The organism is Cryobacterium sp. PH29-G1, assembly GCF_030063365.1.
Taxonomy (GTDB): domain Bacteria; phylum Actinomycetota; class Actinomycetes; order Actinomycetales; family Microbacteriaceae; genus Cryobacterium.
In genome coordinates, this window is sequence record NZ_JASISY010000002.1 from 255,098 (window position 1) to 271,686 (window position 16,589).

Sequence of the window (16,589 nt, forward strand, 5' to 3'; positions counted from 1 at the left end):
GCCTCAAGGCTAGCCCCGACCCGGGGCTAGCCTCATCGATTAGTTCGTGACGATGTCGTAGACGAAAAACTGTGAGTTGAGCCCGTTCACCGGGTAGCCCTTCACGTCACTCGATGCCACGACGATCTGCGGGTAGAGGTAGAGCCACACGCTTGCGGCGTCCTGGGCGATCTGCTCGTTGACCTGTTTGAGCTTGGCGGTCTGCTCGTCGGTGGTGATGGCGGCCTCGGCCTCGGCGACCCAGGTGCTCACCTGCGGATTGTCGTAGCCCCAGTAGAAGTCGGGGTTGCCGTACCAGACCACATCGCGGTCGTTCACGTGCTCCTGCAGGGTCGCGGTAAAGTCCTGCGTCTTGTAGACCTTGGTGTACCACTCGTCTGAGCTGATCGTGTTGATGTTCACGGTGACGCCTACTTTGGCGAGTTCGCTCTTGAGGAACTCGGCCACGATCGGGTGCGGATCGTAGCTCGGGGTGTCGAGCGTGAACTCGAAGCCGTTGGGCTGGCCACCGGATGCCAGGAGTGTCTTGGAGAGTTCCGGGTCGTAGGGGTTCACCTGCGTGAGATCCTCGTACCACGGGTCGGTCGGCGGAACCATGGAGCCGATCAGGGTGCCGTAGTCGCCCCAGATCGAATTCAGCAGCTTTTTCGTGTCAATGGCCGAGTAGATGGCTTTCCGCACGTCAACGTTGTCAAAGGGCGCGATCCGGTCGTTGAAGACCAGAATCTCCTTGGTGGTCGAATCGCCGTCATTCACGACGTAGTCGGCGTTGTCGATGAACTGGCTGAGTGCATCCGGGCTCTGCACGCTCGTGACGATGTCAACTTCGCCGGTGAGCAGCGCGTTACTGAGCGCGGTGGCGTCGGTGAAGTAGTTGAAGACAGCCTTTTCGTTGGCGGCCGGGTCTGCCCAGTAGTCGTCGAAGCGGATCAGGCTCAGGGCGCTGCCGCGCTTCCACTCGTCGAGGGTGTATGGGCCCGTGCCGTCTTCGGTGGTCTCGAGGTCGGTGGCGTCGGCGTTGATGATCCAGATATAGCTGAGGTTGTAGACGAAGGAGATTGACCGCTCAGCGAGTGTGACGACGACGGTGGAGTCATCCGGGGTCTCGATGCTCGTGATCGCACCGAAGCTGCTCTTACGGGCCGACTGGGAGTCGTCGGCGAGAACGGCCTCGATGCTGCCCTTCACGTCGGTGGAGGTGAGCGCTTTGCCAGAGTGGAAGATCACGCCGTCCTGCAGGGTGAACGTGTAGACGAGGCCGTTCTCGCTCACCGTGTTGCTCTTCGCGAGCAGCGGTTGCACGCTGCCATCGTCGGTGAGCTGGTACAGGCCCTCATAGACGTTGCCGTTGAACGCCTCGGTGACGCCCTGTCCTCCGCCCCCGAAGTTGCTGAGGTTCTGCGGCTCGTAGAGCGAGCCGATTTCGATGGTCGCATCCTGCGCGGATACCGACGACGAGTCCTGCCCGCTGGCGCAGCCGGCAAGCAACAGAGTCGTTGCTAGGCCGAGCGCGACAAATGCCATGTTTTTCTTCATAGTGCTCCTGGTGCTGTGATGGATGCTGCGCTGTGTGTGCGGTACTGGTCTTGAAAATCTAGAGGGTGTAGATGTCTAAGTCGCCGGTGAATACCACCTGACGTTCGCCGGCCTCGATCGGCCCAGCGAATCGGTTCTGCGCAGGGGCCAGCGGGCAGTTGTACTGCGCCGAGAAACCGCACGGGGGCACGAAAGCACGATTGAAGTCCAGGATGACGGGCCCCGATTCGCCAAAGTTGGGGGTGCCGGTTGCGGGTAACCCGACACGCTGCACGAACAGAAATCGACCGGAGGAATAGGTCGAGGTCTCGCCACTTTGCCGGTTGGTCGCATCGGCGAAGACGAGCAGTAGGGCGCCGTCGTCGTCGAAGGCGCTGAGCGAGTAGTCCACGCCATCGTGGGTGAACGTGATGTCGCCCGGAACCACGAGCTCCCGGCTGCCGCCGTTGTCGCGAATGTGCTCGAACGGGACTGTGTGGCCGGCGCGAGTTGGAGTGAATTGAGCCTCGATCACCCAGTTCGGGTCGTAGGCGAAGGCCGATATGCTGTCGAACGCCGAGAGGGCCGGTGACGCCGCATCCCATCGGCGTAGGCCGCGTTCGGGCTCGCCCGTCTCGGCGTTACTCCGGGTGAGGCGGGTCACGGTGACAGTGGCGGGCGCATCGGCGCGGGCGTGCGCGACCTCAGCGTCCGGGTCGGTTCCGGCGGGCAACCAGCGGGTCTCGATCAGAGCGAGGTTGCCCGTCGCGCCGGTCACGGCGCGCCGCCGGGTGTCGTGCCAAATCTGGAGCGATGCGGCTGCTGCGTCGTCAGCAGGCGCATCGGTGGAAGGTACTGTCATGACAGTCTCATTTTCTGCTTACACGGGCGGCGGGCACAATCGGTGTACCCCAGTGACGGAGGAAACACTCATAGCCGTGCGAATTATTCCGGATCGTTTCGGTAGCACGGTTGCAGTCCCTTGAGCGTCGCACGGTGTACCTGCGGACACGAATGTCAGATGGCGCAGCAGGAAAGCTTGGAGACGTCCGTGCGGTAGGACTGGCAGGCAATCTTGATGCCTTCGGCCATGGTCAGGTACGGACTCCACATGGCGGCGACCTGGTCCACGGTCAGCCCTGCCTCCAGAATATATACGCCGGCCGCGGCGATTTCACCGGCGTCTTTCGCGACGGCTGTGAGGCCGACGATCAGCCCGGTCTGGGAATTCGCGACGACCTTGATGAAGCCGCGGGTATCCCGGTTGACCAGCGCCCGGGGAACGTATTCCAAGGGCAGCACCCGGCACTCGCAGGATATCCCGGCGGCGTTTGCTTCCTGGTCCGTCATGCCCACCGCGGCGACGGCTGGGCTGGTGAACATGACTCGGGGAAGGTGGCGGTAGTCCACGCTGCGCCCGGCGTCGCTGAACGCGTTCTCCACGACCAGGGCGCCATGGGATGCCGCCACATAGACGAACGCGCGGTGCCCGGTCACGTCCCCGGCGGCCCAGATCCGCGGGTTCGTGCTGGTCAGCAGGTCGGACACCTCGATCTGGCCTCGGTCGCCGACCCGGACTCCCACCGCGTCCAGGTTCAAGCCCGCCGTGACCGGTCGACGTCCGGTAGCCACAAGTAGCTGGCTGGCCTGGATGTTTTCTTTCCCACCTGAGCCAGTGACCTCGGCGATCACGTCGCCGGTACTCTCATCGCGGCGCACAGACGAAACGGTGGACCGGCGGATGACCCGAATCCCCTCGTCGGCGAAGACCCCCATCAGCGCCCGGGCTGCCTCGGGCTCTTCCTGCGACGCCAGCCGGGAACGCACCAGGACCGTCACCTGGGAGCCAAGCCGTGCGAAAAGTTGCGCTTGTTCCAAGGCGACATAGCCACCGCCCAAGACCAGCAGCGACTCGGGCACCTCGTCCAGTTCCATTAGCGTGGTGGACGTCAGGTACCCCACCCCGGGCAGTCCCGCGATCGGTGGCGCCCACGGCGCGGAACCGGTGGCCACGAGGTAGTGATCGGCGCGCACGGTTTCGACCGAGCCGTCAGGCGCTGAGATGCTCAGCAGCGGATCTTCCGCCGTCCCCGCAAATGTCGCGTCGCCGTTGCGGAGATCCCAGTCGTAGTCGGTGATCAAGTCCACATATTTGCCCGTTCGCATCGCGGCGACCAGGTCACGCTTCCCGCCGATCAACGCTTCCATATCGACCGGCCCGGCCGAGGCGTCGATGCCGGGGAACCGGCTCGCATCCAGAGCAATGTGGCGTGCCTCGGAGGCCGCCAGCAAGGCCTTCGACGGAATACACCCGGTATTGACGCAAGTGCCTCCGACGGTGCCCCGTTCGATCATCAGCACCCGCTTGCCGAGCGCGGTCGCCCGGATGGCGGCGGCGAACGCACCCCCACCGGAGCCGATGATCGCCATGTCATAGTTGGCCGGTATTACGTCAGACATGAATCCTCCAGGTACACAAATATTGATCGGGTCGTCACCGGGCAGTACCTGCAAGCGCTCAGCCCAGCATCCACCTTCCCCTACGCTGGAAGGTCAAGGCGGATTACAGATTTGGTCACGGTGGGAGCACGGCATGCGGATAGGTGAAACGGCCGAGGCGGCCGGGATGACGGCGAAGACCCTGCGGTTCTACGAGGACCGCGGATTGCTTCCGGCTGCAGAGCGCGCCGCCAATGGGTACCGGGAGTACGGGCAGGATTCTCTCAGCCGGCTGGACTTCATTCGCCGTGCCCGGGGCGCCGGTCTGACGCTGGCCCACATTCAGGACATCCTGAAGGTGCGCGACTCCGGCGACGCACCCTGCACCCATGTGCGCGAGCTTCTCGCGGAGCGGCTCGCCGAGCTGGACACGCGGATCATAGAAATGACAGCACTGCGCGCAACAGTCGCCGGCCTCCATCAAAGCGTCTCCGCGGCAGACCCGGCTCGCTGCGAACCCGATGAGATCTGCAGTTACCTGTAGAACTCGCCGCTCGGCGGAGGTACCGGCGGTTCTAAGCCGTCCATTCATTAGAGTGTCGATCGATGAGGTGCCAGGTGTTCGTCAGCGGTATTCCGGGTTGGCGTCGAATCCGAAGCGTTCCCCCTCGTTCCACGCCTGCCGGAGGTTGCCGTAGGCGGGGATGCCGCCGGCGTCCTTGAGCATTCTGGCCGTGTGAAGAAGGTTCCAGGTCATGAACGTCGTGTTGCGGTTGGTGAAGTCGTTTTCGGGACCGCCCGATCCGGGATCCAGATAACTCCTGGTCCGACTTCGCCGATCCACCCTGCGTCAGCAGCCGGTGGAATGCTATAGCCAATGTGCTGGAGGCTATAGAGAATCGACATGGCGGAGTGTTTGACACCGTCCTCATTTCCGGTGATCAGGGCCCCTGCCGTCTTCCCGTAATAGATATATTGACCCTTCGCGTTGTAGAGACCGCTCATGGCGTAGAGGCGCTCGATGAGTTGCCGAGTGATCGACGAGTTGTCGCCGAGCCAGATCGGGCCGCCGATGACGAGGATGTCAGCGGCCTGAACGAGTGGCCACACGTCATCGGGCCAGGCGTCGTCCTTCCATCCGTGCTCCCGCATGTCCGGGTACACACCGGTGGCGATGTCGTGGTCGATGAAGCGGATGTTGTCAACCGTCACTCCCTCAGACCGCATGAGCGCGATGCTCTTGTCCATCAGCCCCTGGGTGTGGCTGAGAGCTGGACTCTTTTTCAGCGTGCAATTGATGAACACTGCTCGCAGGTCGCCATAAGAGGCGGGCCCGCCGTTCACAGGGCACCCACGGATGTGGTCAATTCAAGCCTGCGCCCCGCCGGGTCGGTCTGACCGAACCCGGCCCGGGCGGCGCCCTCGGGGCTTCGGAAATCGTTCTGAGTATGGGCTCGCGCTAAAGCTGTGGTGGGTTTATCGAAAGGCATGGGGGCTCTCCTCCGTAGATTCCCGGGTGTGCAGCCGCACGCTCGGTCAGCGTAAACCTACGGGCCATCCACTTGCGGGTCAGTAATCCAAGACACATTAGCGCTCGCGACCACAAGTTTTGACAGGCACCGGTATTCCTGCGGGTGAAGGTTCGCAGCTTCGTTGTGCAGCATCAGGTGCATCCGGATGAGCTGAATTTGAAGAACTGCGGTTATCGCACTACGCGGTGCCGAAGGTAGACCACTCCCGAGTCGAAGGTGCGGGTGTCGACGAGTTCGAGATCGACCCGGCGGTCACCTCTGGGAAAGAACGGAGTACCACCGCCGACCAGCACCGGGAATACCATCACCTGAAACTCGTCGATCAACCCCAGAGCGGATGCCTCGGCCGCGATCGTCGCGCCGCCAATAGCGATATCGCCCTCCCCCGGCTCAGCGCGCAACCGCTCGATCTCCTCCGCGAGCCCACCGGAGGCCAGGCGGGCATTGCCCTGCACGGCGGACAGCGTGCGGGAGAACACTACCTTCGGGAGCGGGTTCCACAGCGCTGTCCACTCGAGGTCGGCCTCGTCGAGCGTTTGCTCCCGGTCGGCCGTCTCCCAATACAGCATCGTCTCGTACAGCCGTCGCCCCAACAGGTGCACAGCTACCTGTCGAATGTCGTCGATCCAGAAGCGAAAGACCTCCGCGTCGGGCGTCCCCCAGTTAAAGCTGCCATCCGGCCCGACAATGTAGCCGTCCAGGGACATACTCATGGAATAGGTCACTTTGCGCATCAGAAACCTCCTCGGTAACGCGTTCGAGAATACGCCGCACGCCGCGGAACGCAACGCTGTTCCCACGTCATCCCGGACCTCCGGCCGGTGCAGCGGACTGGCGTCCGGTCGCCTGAATGGCGAAGCTCGTGCTCACGCTGATCGGTCAGAACCGACGGCTGGGCGTTAGGTCATTCTGGTGAAGAGGTAGGCAAAGGGCGATTTCGTGTATCCGACGCCACGACCGGAGTGGTGGAGGATATCGGTCGTGATGGCCTGCGGTTTCTTGGCGATAAGGTACGAGTCCAGCCCGGTGGTCTTGACGCGGTAGTTTCCGGACCGGGAAATGACGACGCCCGTCAGCTGGTAGCGGACGTCGGCGGAGGCAGTGGCGGCGTCGCCATGGCTCGGGTTCACCAGCAGGGAACCGCCGACTTTGAGGTGCCGGGTGCAATGCTCGGAGACGAATCCGGCAAAAAGGGAGACGAGCAGGTCGAAGTTCTGATCGGGCAGGTCGAGGCTGCTCGTGTAGTCAGCGTGGATGAACCTGAGGTCAGGATTGGCCGGGCCGTTATGGTGGGTGACGATTTCGGCCACACCGGCAGTGTCAGCAAAGAACCGCTCGGCCCGCCTGTCGCTGTCCAGATAGGTGACCGAGCAGGTGCGAACTTACCGGTTTACTCCTGGCCTATGACCTCGAACCTCCGCGAAGACGTTAACAGGCCGGGCGTTCACGGTCACCTATGGGCCGTAGGCTAGCCTACAGAGAATGACGTGAGCGGTCCGTTACTGGGCTGCATGCAGAGAGGGAGGTGACATGGGGCCGGATCGCGCGGTACGACGGATGATTTCATCTGTCTCGGTGTCTCCATTTATTTCCCTGCTTGCTCTCGCAGCGCTGCTTTTTGCGGTTTTCGCCATGCATTCCGAGGTCACCGGGCATGCCATGCCGACGCCCGTTCCGGCATCGGCAACGGCCTCTGACCAGTCGGTAGACATTGTGGGAATGGCAGCTGTCATGACCGACCCTGTCGTCACGGCGATGTCGGCTGGCGGTTTTAACGGAATGCTCGATTGCGCGCTGCTCGCCATGACGTGCCTTCTGCTGCTCATTCTCGTCGCGATGGTTTTCCTGACCCGACTGCCGGCCATATATCGGCGCCTCCTCGATGCCGGTGGCGTCACGCTGGGCTTATGGCGCACCAGTGCGTTACCGATTCATCGCCCCAGCCTCACCCTTCTCTCCATTAGTCGCGTTTAGACCGTGATGCCGTTCCGTGGCCAGTATCTGGCTTCGGAACTTTGCCGTGCCCTCGGCCCCTCGGTTTCTACTTTTGACGATGAATGGATGAACGATGCTCAAACCACGTACCTTTTTCTATGCTGCGCTTGCCCTGGCGGCGACTCTCACTCTCAGCTCGTGCGCAGGCGGTAGTCCCGCCACCGAGGCGACGACTGCCCCCGCGGCCGAATCCTCCGCGGACTCCACAGCCGTGTTCAATGCCGCCGATGTGACCTTTGCCCAGATGATGATTCCCCACCACGAGCAAGCCGTCGAAATGAGCGATGACCTCCTCGCGAAAGACGGTGTCGATCAGAGCATCATCGACCTCGCCACCGAGATCAAGGCCGCCCAGGAACCGGAGATTACCCAGTTGAAAAATTGGTTGTCGGCGTGGGGCGAAGACGAGAACAGCATGTCCGGCATGCCAGGAATGGGCAGCGGCTCCGACGGGTTGATGTCGGACGACGACATGATGGCACTCCAGGATGCCGCGGGCACCGACGCTACCAAATTGTTCCTGGAACAGATGACGGTGCACCATGAAGGCGCGGTCGCGATGGCACAGCTCGAGTTGGATGACGGCGAGAACGCGGATGCGCAGGCGATGGCCGCCAGCATCATCGCGTCTCAAACCGCCGAAATCGCCGTCATGGCAGATCTGCTCGCCGCCCTCTAGAGCGACACGTTCGGGGCGGGTCCTTCTGCCGAAGGCCGGCCCCGGGCGAACCTTTTTCGTTTTCTGACTCACCTGCAAGGACAATTTATGCATTGCCGTTACATTGCTCAACCAACGTATGCGCTCAGGGCGGTGCGCTGTGGATAATACGGGGCACGTCGCCACGGCACCGCACGTCTCGGGCGCGCTGCCCCCACTGTCTCGACGCGATATGCGTGCATTGGAGGCTCGCTTGCGCGCAAACCGTTCCGCACCGGCTGAACCTGCCGCGCCACCGGCACGATCCGTTCCCCGGCCGGTTTCGCTGCGGCAGCGCGCCGCCGCCGTCAGCGCCATGGCTATGACCGCCCTCTTCGCGATCAGCACATCCTTGCCGGCGCTCGCGGTCGCCCCGGAAGCGCCGCCAGCAACAGCAACAGCAACGACTGACGACCTGCAAAGTGTCACGGCCGCGAGCACAACATCCGTTCCCTTCCAACGCGACGGATACGCGATCACGGAAGCACCCGAACCCGCGTCCTACACCGACGTCGCCAGCAACGGCACGTGGGCCAGCCTCAGCCCGGGCCAGCTCAGCGATCGCGGCTGGGCACTGCCCGTTCTGGGACGAATATCCAGCCCCTTCGGCTCCCGCCCGAACAAGCCCGTCGGCGGTGTCGGCGACTTCCACAACGGCACCGACATCGCCGCACCCTGCGGCCAGCCCGTGTTCGCTGCAACCGGCGGAAAAGTCATGGACGCGGGCTACCAAGGCTCCTACGGCAACTGGATTCTCATCGACCACGGCAACGGCATCGAGACCGGCTACGCCCACAACAGCCAACTTCTCGTCGACCCCGGACAGCTCGTCGTCGCCGGTGAGATCATCGCCCTCGTCGGCACAACGGGTGCCTCCAGCGGCTGCCACGTGCACTTCGAAACCCGCGTCGACGGTGACTACGTCAACGCCGAACCATTCATGAACTCACAAGGAGTCAATCTTGGCTAAGCGCGCAGGGCGCACACACGTTGCCCTCGGGGCAGCGACACTTCTGCTCTTGCTCGTTGTCGCGGCGCCGGCGGAGGCGGTCGAGTACCCCTCCTGGTCTGATGTGGAAAGCGCCCGATCATCCGAGGCGGGCAAACAAGCGCAGGTCACGGAGTTGACCGCGCTGATCACAGACCTCACGAGCGAAGTGGATGCTGCTCGTGCCGACGCAGCTCGGCGTGCGACCGACTATGAGAACGCCCAAAACGCATACGACGGCACAACCCTGCGCGCAACCAACCTGCAGGACCAGGCCGATGAAGCCACGGTCGCTGCCGCCGACTCCGGCGAGCAGGCCGGTCGATTGGCAGCCATGCTGGCCCGCTCCGGGAGTAGCGACGTGTCGTTATCCCTGTTCCTGGATGGGCCCGGTGCCAGCGATCTTCTGAATCAACTTGGTTCCGTGAGCAAGCTGACAGAGCGGATGAATCTGATCTATGAGTCCGCAGCGGCCGACCGAAACTCCGCCAGATCACTCACCGACCAGGCCCAGGTTGCACAACAGACCCTCGGCGCGTTGGCCGAGACGGCCGAGACGGCTTTGGCCGAGGCGATGGCCGCCAGCCTCCGGGTTGAGACGGCACTGGCCGACCAGCAGCAAATTGCCGGAACGTTGCAGGCACAGCTGGCGGTCCTGACCGAGGATCGGGCTGCGACGGAAGCCGACTACGCCGCAGGGGAAGACATTCGACGGGCAGCCGAAGCTGCAGCCGCGACAGCGCGCGCCGCCCAGGCCGCCGCCGCTGCCGCTGCCGCAGCCGCAGCCGCAGCGAGCCCTCCCGCGAGCAGCAGCAGCAGCGGACAGGGCTGGGTTTTGCCCGTATCGGGCTGGATCAGCTCGGCATACGGGGCTCGGCCCAACAAACCAGTGGCCGGGGTCGGTGCGTTTCACTATGGCACCGACATCGCTGCCGGCTGCGGGCGGAATGTGTACGCCGCATCCGCTGGCACCGTCGTCTATGCCGGCTGGCTCGGATCCTACGGCAATTGGGTCCTGATCGACCACGGTGACGGCACCCAAACCGGCTACGCACACAACAGTTCCCTTCTGGTCAGCCCCGGGCAACAGGTATCCGCGGGAGCCACCATCGCTCTCGTGGGTACGACGGGCGCCTCCAGCGGCTGTCACGTGCACTTTGAAACGCGAGTCAACGGTGCCCGCGTTGATCCGCAAGCATTCATGAGCGCCCGAGGAGTCACTCTTGGTTAGATTAGATCGGTCACGACGCCGAATTCTTGCACTGTCCGTGCCGCTCGTAGGCATTATTGCCCTCACGGGGTGTTCGACCGACAGTCCGGACTCTGGCGCACGATCGCCAGTCGCCGCCCCGGTCGCGAGTGCCTTTGAACACGTGCACGGCCTCGGCGCCGATCCCCTGACGGGAAATACGTATGCCGCAACCCACCAGGGGGTTTGGCTCATCCCGACTGGGGCTCTGCCCGACACCTATCTGGGCGATGGGGCACGGTCCGACAGGGCACAGCCGGAGCAAATCGCGGGGCGGGCACAGGACACGATGGCATTCACCGTGGCCGCGCCAGGCCAATTGTTGGCATCGGGCCACCCCGATCCGGGACGACCGGTCGCACCCCCGAAGCCTTCACGGTGCTGGACAGCCGTGGTCTCAGTCGCCAGTTAGCCCACGCACGAACCCAGGCACAGTCTATTTTTTTGATTCAAAGGAAACTTGATGAATTCATCCCTTACGCGCCGCACATTTCTCGGCGCGTCCCTCGCCACAACAGCAACCGCAGCACTGGCATCCTGCGCGCCATCGACCTCGCCCGGAGCGGAAACGGTCAGTCGCATCCTGCCAACAGACCAGCTCGTTTCACAATACGAAGACGCCCGCCCACCTCTTCAATGGCCGGGCCGCTCAGGATGCCGAGGTGCTCCAGAGCAAACCGGGCAACCGTATTCGCCTGCGCATCATCAACACCGCTGGCGACACCGCGACACTTCCGAGCACCCTCGACGGCGTCGTCACCGACGGAGGACGTCTCAAAGCCGCCGAATCCGTTCTCCTGACCGCTACGAAGCCCGACCGCCTCCACACCATGCGCCTGACCGGCAGCATGGCAAAGTACGACTGGAGCATCAATAGGCGCCGCTTCAACATGAAAAAGCCCTTTGCGGGCGCCTTCAACATCCGTTTGGACGAACGCGTTCAGGTCAAGATCGTCAATGACACAGCCATGTGGCACCCCATGCACCTGCACGGACACAGTTTTCAGCTGAATGGGAACGGTGCACGCAAAGACACCGTCATCGTGCGCCCCAAAGAGACGGTCACGTTCGAATTCGACGCCGATAACCCCGGACAATGGATAACCCACTGTCACAATGCGTACCACGCTGAGCAAGGCATGATGGGTTTGTTCTCCTATGTGCGTTGAGGTACCGCTTGACAATCTCGGTCACCTATCCGATCCAAATACTGCGTGTGGCTGGCATTCAGCCGCGAAGCATACCCCTAAGGGTATATTGGAGCATCGAGGAACAACGAAGGGAATCGCATCATGATGTGGGACAACGGAACTATGGGGTGGTCTTGGGGCTTCGGCCTTCTGGCATTGGTCGGCGTCGCGATCGTCGTCTATGTCGTTATTCGTCTTCTTTCCAAGAATGGCGGCAGCGATAACAGCGCCTCGTCAGCATCCGCGAGAATGCCGGCTGAAGTGACCAGTGCGCGGAAAATTCTCGACGAGCGGTTTGCTCGCGGGGAGATCTCGGCGGAACAGTACCGCGAACAGATACGGGTGCTCGGCGACGGCCGATGATGGTCGACATCCGCCGTCGCCAACGCACCATCCTCCCGTGCCGTCAGTGAGCCAGTCGCCGGCTGCAGTGAGCACCGTTGCTCGGGCCCGGGGGCCGTACACCGCGTCGAGCTCGCGCCCCGGCGACGGCGGTGTACCGCGCCACGATATGCAGGCCGCCGATTCCGAGCAGCGCAACTGCGAGCGCACGGCCACATTGTCCCCGTCGTAGCGCATTCCGGCAAGCCTGCTGACGGGGTCAGCAGCCGCGGGCCGGCGGGGGGTGTTGGCTCGCAGTCATCCTGGCTAGGTGATCGTGATCTGCGTGTACATACCGGCAGCGTAATGACCCGGAAGATTACAGACCAATTCATATCGACCGGGCGCCAACGAGACGGTCACCCAGCCCGACGCACCCGGCAGAATTCCCGCGCCTGAGCCCACTCCGCACGTGTTTGACGCTTCGCCGAGGTTGCTCGTCTCGTCGACCTGGGCGTCACCACCCAGTGCGCGTGTGCCGACAATCTGGGAGTCCTGAAGGGCAAGGATAACCATTTCGTGGTTCACGCTGCCACCGTTGGTCACGAAAAAGGAGACCGTGCCGTGCTTCGCAGTGGCGTGCTCCGCGATCAAGCGCATCGCCCCACCGTGCGGCATCCCACCAGATCCGTTCATTATCGGCCCACCACTGTTCGTGAGGGCGACATTAATGACCTCTCCCGAAAGCTCTGGTGCCGTGCACGAGGAACCGGAGCGAAATCCCGCCCCACCTGGACCGATTCCACCGCCCAGGGCTCCCACTACGACGACTGATAAGCCGGTCAGTACAAGGGTCGCCCCGATCCCCAGCGCAACCTGTGCCCGTGAAAAGACGCGGGTCATTCCGCGCGCCTCAGCACGTCCCGACGAGCAGTGTATTCATCCGCATCGATTTCTCCACGAGCGAATCGTTCATCCAGAATGTCCTCAGCACTACTGCGGGACGGGCGACGCGACCCAGCTGGCCCGTCGTCCAAGTGTCGACGGCGAAACAAGAGCAGCCCAGCCGTGACCACTGCGCCCCAAAAAACCAACATCATCAGCACCATGGCGATCCAGGAACCGACACCCCATCCTGCGCCGTACCATCCGTTTATCATGAACGCTCCTTCCTGACTCTCCTGGGTGCTGTGCGAATACCGATACCCGCGGCACTCGAGAAACCGCCCAGCTCCCGTGAATTGGACACGATTCGCTGAAACCAGTCTGAATCACGGACTTCCCGGTTCACAGGGCCGAAAGTCCCGAGGTCATCCTCCTCGCTGCCGGAGGCACAGTGAATTACCGGCCACAAACAAACCGGAAAATCAAATCACCTATGGACCGCGTTCACGACCACGGTGGGAAGAGCCTCTAGTCGAGGGACTCCACCCATGCGGCCCGCCAGCCCGGAGCCTCCGACTTTTGCGTGTAATAGCGTGTATCGCGAATGATCGACCCGTCCGTACCGAACTCGAGGATCGCCACCACGTGCCACACGTCCCCGGCATAGTCATTTATGCCCTCGACGACCCAGATTTGCCCCGACCCCACGACTCGGCGCAGGGTGATCGAGGGGGGTTCAGGAAAAGCCACCTGCATTGCACGCATAGCCTCACGTCCACGGATGCGCTCCCCCGACTGCGGCATCTCCATCACGTAGCTGTCGTCACGAAGCCGATACTCAGCGCCAGGTGAAAGCCCCTCCCCGGTGAGACCGAACAAACGCTCGAGGCCCTCGCGCATGGCTGCCGCATCGTTGTCCGTGATAGCCCGCAGAAAAAATTCTCGCACTTCTACGTCGCTCATTCGTCCTCCTGCTCGACGTTGAAACTGAACTACGCACATTCTGCTCCTCTCTGCCGATGAAGTGTCAGCGCCAGCGGACCTCTTTCAACGCGCGTGCACACAGGGGCGCCCTTGGGCAGTGCCCGGTAGCAAACCGCTGCCTTACCGCGGCACAGTATGACCTGCGCGCGCCACAGATTATTGATACGGATCGACGATGCCGCGCAGCGCGACCAAGGCGTCACGGAGGCGAAATTCCTCCCCGGAGGAACGGGTAAAAGTCGTTGCTTTGCTGCACGAGCGGATCGACGGCCAATCGCGAGCCATGCCAACGGCCCGACCACCGGTACGAAAATCGTCACGAGCGTCCAGACCCGGACCTGCATTGAGTTGGGGCGTGTCCCATCCCCCGCGCAGTTTAGAGCAATCGACAGGCCCTCGCCCTGTGCATCAATACGACCGCCTAGCTGCCTATCCGGAAGGCTGACCCACGTTCGGAGAACCGTCTCCCCGCGGCGATAACCAGTCTGCGAATGCTCATCCTTTCCCCGCCCCCACACGAATCAAGATCCGTCCCCGTCGGTGACCCTTTTCAGTTCGCGCGCGGCGACGTCGGGATGGAGGACGCGTTCGGATCGAGATCCGGGTCCCACGGCTGGGGCATGCCGATCGGGTTCGGAAATGGCAAGACCGTATGGCACGCTCGTGCGATGGGCGCAAGCGTTCGGGCGACATCCGTGATCTCGTCGTCGGTCACTCCGCGCCACGGACGGACGGCCAATCGGTTGGTCACCTGCTCGGCGCGATCGAGTGCTGCTGTGCCCTTCTCGGTGATTTGGCCTTGGCCGGTCAGTAGCCCGCGGGTGGACAACTCTTGAACCTCGGATGCCCACTGTTCCTCCGTCCAGCCACGCGCTTTTCGCACGCTCGTCGCGTCGAGGTCCATCGCGCTGCGCAATACGATGGTGCTGATACCCGCGATCCCTCCCTCGACCAGTGCGATCACATGACCGTCTCCGCGATGCTCGCGGAGAGTGGCCGCGGCTTGCCAGAGGCGGCGATACGGATCCGAATCCACGGGCAGCGCGCTGTTCGCCGCCGCGAGCGGTCGGCCCACGGTGTCGGCACGAGCCGCAGCCTGGGCCAGTACGTCAGCCGCTTCGGTGACAGATAGCTCGTCGGGCACGAGGTTTCGCAACGTCTCCGCTGCACCCCGGGACCGCGCGTCAAGGACTCGGTCCACCGTCACCGTCGACCACACGGCCGGCAGCACCCGTTCGACCAAGAACGGAGCGAACCCACTGAAGATAGCAACGACCGGCGCGGCGGTCACGGCCCCGAGCGGGGCGGCGCGACCGGCGAAGTATCCGTCCCAGTAACGGGTGAGTCCGATATCGGCGAACGCCTCCCTCGCCGCCGGCGAGAAATACGTCACCGCGTGGATCGGCTCGAACAACGTCCACAGTGCCCGAACGCGATGCTCCAGCTCGTTCATTCGTCTCCTTCGTCGCAGCGTCTTCCCGATTCTATTGCGCGGGGAAACACCGACCTCAAGGCCTCGGCCCACCGATGGCAGGTTGCGCACCCGGACGTCGAGAATGTTTAGCGGGACACTGTTGACACCGGTGTCATTAGGGATCCCGTGCGTCCATGCCGATGCCCCTTCGCCTGACCGATGACGAGGCGGACGCTCTGCGTCGCCGTGCCGTGTCCGAGGGGCGGTCTATGCGGGACATCGCCAAGCAGGCGCTGCGTGAATACGTCCAGAACCACGGCCGACAGGATCTGCTGAGTAGGAAGGGATGCCTATGGAAGTCTCCACGAGAAGGCCGCGGCGCTGACGCACTCCTTGACCCACAGCCACGGCTTGATTGACGGCAATAAGCGGCTGAGTCTCGCTGCGCTGATCGCCTTCCTCGGTATGAATGGAAGACGGCTGACCCGGTCCAATGATGAGGCCTATGAATTCATCATGGACGTTGCTTCCGGGCGCCTTGACGACGTCTCCGAGAATGCGGCACGCATTGACTCGGGCAGCGAGGATCGCTGACCGGGTCCAGGATCCCCGGATGCGCATTTCCCTGAAAGTGCAGCATGCTGCACTAATGGATGTTGGTGCAGAGCCGTTGGCACGTGCGATCGGCGCGCGGGTGAGGCATGAGCGCAAGGGCCGGGACTGGACTGGACTCTCGACCAGCTTGCCGCGGCGGCGGGTGTGAGTCGGCGCATGGTGGTGAGTGTCGAGCACGGTTTGGTAAATCCGAGCATAGGCACGCTGCTGCCGCTGTCCGACGCGCTCGGCGTGGGCCTTCCCGCTCTGGTCGAGCCTCCTTTCCCGCGAGTAGCGAAGGTGACCCGCAGGGGCACGGGTGCAGTGCTGTGGCACGGCGAGCAAGGCGGGCAGGGCATTCTGGTGGCGGGCACGGAACCGCCTGACGTGGTCGAGCTGTGGGACTGGAGTCCGGCTCAGGGCGAGCGGCACGAGAGCGAGGCCCACGCCGCCGGCACCCGAGAACTGCTGCACGTTCAGGAGGGCGCGATATCGGTCGAGGTCGATGGACAGTCGCACGAGCTCCATACCGGCGATGCCCTGACTTTCGTGGGTGACACCGCACACACTTATACCAACCCGAACAATGAGCTGGCCAGGTTCTCGCTCACCGTCTTCGAACCCGGAGTCGGGACGTCACGCCATACGGAGAACCCGGATGGCTGAGTCCTCGGCTACCCACGAATTACCCTCAGCTGAAGTGGGGCGAACAGCCTATCGGGCGTTTGAGGCGCACTCGCAACACTTCCCTGAAGCGGTGATTACTACATGACGTGGCAACGGACG

General features: G+C 63.1%; 18 protein-coding genes and 3 pseudogenes. 10 read left to right on the forward strand and 11 right to left on the reverse strand.

Annotated elements, in window-relative coordinates:
• Positions 1-39: 39 nt before the first annotated feature.
• The 3 genes from QMK22_RS03600 to merA all read right to left on the reverse strand — a co-directional run bounded on the left by QMK22_RS03600 (position 40) and on the right by merA (position 3,975).
• A complete protein-coding gene (locus QMK22_RS03600) occupies positions 40-1,536 on the reverse strand; it encodes an ABC transporter substrate-binding protein (protein WP_283496262.1) in 1,497 nt (498 codons plus the stop codon).
• Positions 1,537-1,594: 58 nt separating this feature from the next.
• Entirely contained in the window at positions 1,595-2,377 is a 783-nt protein-coding gene (locus QMK22_RS03605) for a DUF1684 domain-containing protein (RefSeq protein ID WP_283496263.1), read from the reverse strand.
• A gap of 155 nt (positions 2,378-2,532) precedes the next feature.
• Complete coding sequence (gene merA, locus QMK22_RS03610) at positions 2,533-3,975, reverse strand: mercury(II) reductase (RefSeq protein WP_283496264.1); 1,443 nt, start codon at positions 3,973-3,975, stop codon at positions 2,533-2,535.
• A 133-nt stretch (positions 3,976-4,108) separates the two neighbouring features.
• On the opposite strand from merA, the gene QMK22_RS03615 reads away from it, so the two are divergent.
• Positions 4,109-4,498: a heavy metal-responsive transcriptional regulator gene (locus QMK22_RS03615; RefSeq protein WP_283496265.1), complete on the forward strand. Its 390-nt coding sequence runs from the start codon at positions 4,109-4,111 to the stop codon at positions 4,496-4,498.
• 81 nt (positions 4,499-4,579) lie between these two features.
• Here the strand turns inward: QMK22_RS03615 and QMK22_RS03620 are convergent.
• From QMK22_RS03620 to QMK22_RS03630, 3 genes and pseudogenes are all read right to left on the reverse strand, one after another.
• A pseudogene (locus QMK22_RS03620) lies at positions 4,580-5,313 on the reverse strand (flavodoxin family protein).
• A 343-nt stretch (positions 5,314-5,656) separates the two neighbouring features.
• On the reverse strand, positions 5,657-6,220 hold the full coding sequence (locus tag QMK22_RS03625) for a dihydrofolate reductase family protein (RefSeq protein ID WP_283496266.1): 564 nt from the start codon (positions 6,218-6,220) through the stop codon (positions 5,657-5,659).
• A gap of 165 nt (positions 6,221-6,385) precedes the next feature.
• Positions 6,386-6,796 (reverse strand): class I SAM-dependent methyltransferase, encoded by a 411-nt coding sequence (locus QMK22_RS03630; protein WP_283496267.1) that lies wholly within the window; start codon positions 6,794-6,796, stop codon positions 6,386-6,388.
• Between the two features lie 265 nt (positions 6,797-7,061).
• On the opposite strand from QMK22_RS03630, the gene QMK22_RS03635 reads away from it, so the two are divergent.
• From QMK22_RS03635 to QMK22_RS03660, 7 genes and pseudogenes are all read left to right on the forward strand, one after another.
• Positions 7,062-7,460 (forward strand): hypothetical protein, encoded by a 399-nt coding sequence (locus QMK22_RS03635; RefSeq protein WP_283496268.1) that lies wholly within the window; start codon positions 7,062-7,064, stop codon positions 7,458-7,460.
• A 94-nt stretch (positions 7,461-7,554) separates the two neighbouring features.
• Positions 7,555-8,160, forward strand: a complete 606-nt coding sequence (locus tag QMK22_RS03640; protein ID WP_283496269.1) for a DUF305 domain-containing protein — start codon at positions 7,555-7,557, stop codon at positions 8,158-8,160.
• Positions 8,161-8,392: 232 nt separating this feature from the next.
• The gene (locus QMK22_RS03645; RefSeq protein WP_283496270.1) at positions 8,393-9,148 is read left to right on the forward strand and encodes a M23 family metallopeptidase; all 756 of its coding nucleotides are present in this window, start codon (positions 8,393-8,395) and stop codon (positions 9,146-9,148) included.
• The gene (locus QMK22_RS03650) at positions 9,141-10,397 is read left to right on the forward strand and encodes a M23 family metallopeptidase (RefSeq protein WP_283496271.1); all 1,257 of its coding nucleotides are present in this window, start codon (positions 9,141-9,143) and stop codon (positions 10,395-10,397) included. The genes QMK22_RS03645 and QMK22_RS03650 overlap by 8 nt, the downstream gene beginning before the upstream one ends.
• A gap of 481 nt (positions 10,398-10,878) precedes the next feature.
• Positions 10,879-10,959, forward strand: a pseudogene (locus QMK22_RS17515) (twin-arginine translocation signal domain-containing protein); the annotation flags it as partial.
• Between the two features lie 118 nt (positions 10,960-11,077).
• On the forward strand, positions 11,078-11,584 hold the full coding sequence (locus QMK22_RS03655; protein ID WP_283496272.1) for a multicopper oxidase domain-containing protein: 507 nt from the start codon (positions 11,078-11,080) through the stop codon (positions 11,582-11,584).
• A gap of 123 nt (positions 11,585-11,707) precedes the next feature.
• Entirely contained in the window at positions 11,708-11,968 is a 261-nt protein-coding gene (locus QMK22_RS03660; protein WP_283496273.1) for an SHOCT domain-containing protein, read from the forward strand.
• Between the two features lie 285 nt (positions 11,969-12,253).
• Here QMK22_RS03660 and QMK22_RS03665 read toward each other — a convergent pair whose 3' ends face one another.
• From QMK22_RS03665 to QMK22_RS03680, 5 genes are all read right to left on the reverse strand, one after another.
• Positions 12,254-12,622: a sulfocyanin-like copper-binding protein gene (locus QMK22_RS03665; protein WP_283496274.1), complete on the reverse strand. Its 369-nt coding sequence runs from the start codon at positions 12,620-12,622 to the stop codon at positions 12,254-12,256.
• Positions 12,623-12,825: 203 nt separating this feature from the next.
• A complete protein-coding gene (locus QMK22_RS03670) occupies positions 12,826-13,086 on the reverse strand; it encodes an SHOCT domain-containing protein (protein WP_349360526.1) in 261 nt (86 codons plus the stop codon).
• A 253-nt stretch (positions 13,087-13,339) separates the two neighbouring features.
• Positions 13,340-13,774, reverse strand: a complete 435-nt coding sequence (locus QMK22_RS03675; RefSeq protein WP_283496275.1) for a hypothetical protein — start codon at positions 13,772-13,774, stop codon at positions 13,340-13,342.
• Between the two features lie 29 nt (positions 13,775-13,803).
• Positions 13,804-14,139, reverse strand: a complete 336-nt coding sequence (locus tag QMK22_RS17520) for a PLD nuclease N-terminal domain-containing protein (RefSeq protein ID WP_502856970.1) — start codon at positions 14,137-14,139, stop codon at positions 13,804-13,806.
• 206 nt (positions 14,140-14,345) lie between these two features.
• Entirely contained in the window at positions 14,346-15,248 is a 903-nt protein-coding gene (locus QMK22_RS03680) for an SCO6745 family protein (protein ID WP_283496276.1), read from the reverse strand.
• Between the two features lie 333 nt (positions 15,249-15,581).
• Between QMK22_RS03680 and QMK22_RS03685 the strand changes: the two are divergent.
• Together QMK22_RS03685 and QMK22_RS03690 are read left to right on the forward strand one after the other, a co-directional pair.
• Positions 15,582-15,803: pseudogene (locus QMK22_RS03685) on the forward strand (type II toxin-antitoxin system death-on-curing family toxin); the annotation flags it as partial.
• A gap of 177 nt (positions 15,804-15,980) precedes the next feature.
• A complete protein-coding gene (locus QMK22_RS03690; protein WP_349360529.1) occupies positions 15,981-16,469 on the forward strand; it encodes a cupin domain-containing protein in 489 nt (162 codons plus the stop codon).
• Positions 16,470-16,589 lie beyond the last annotated feature (120 nt).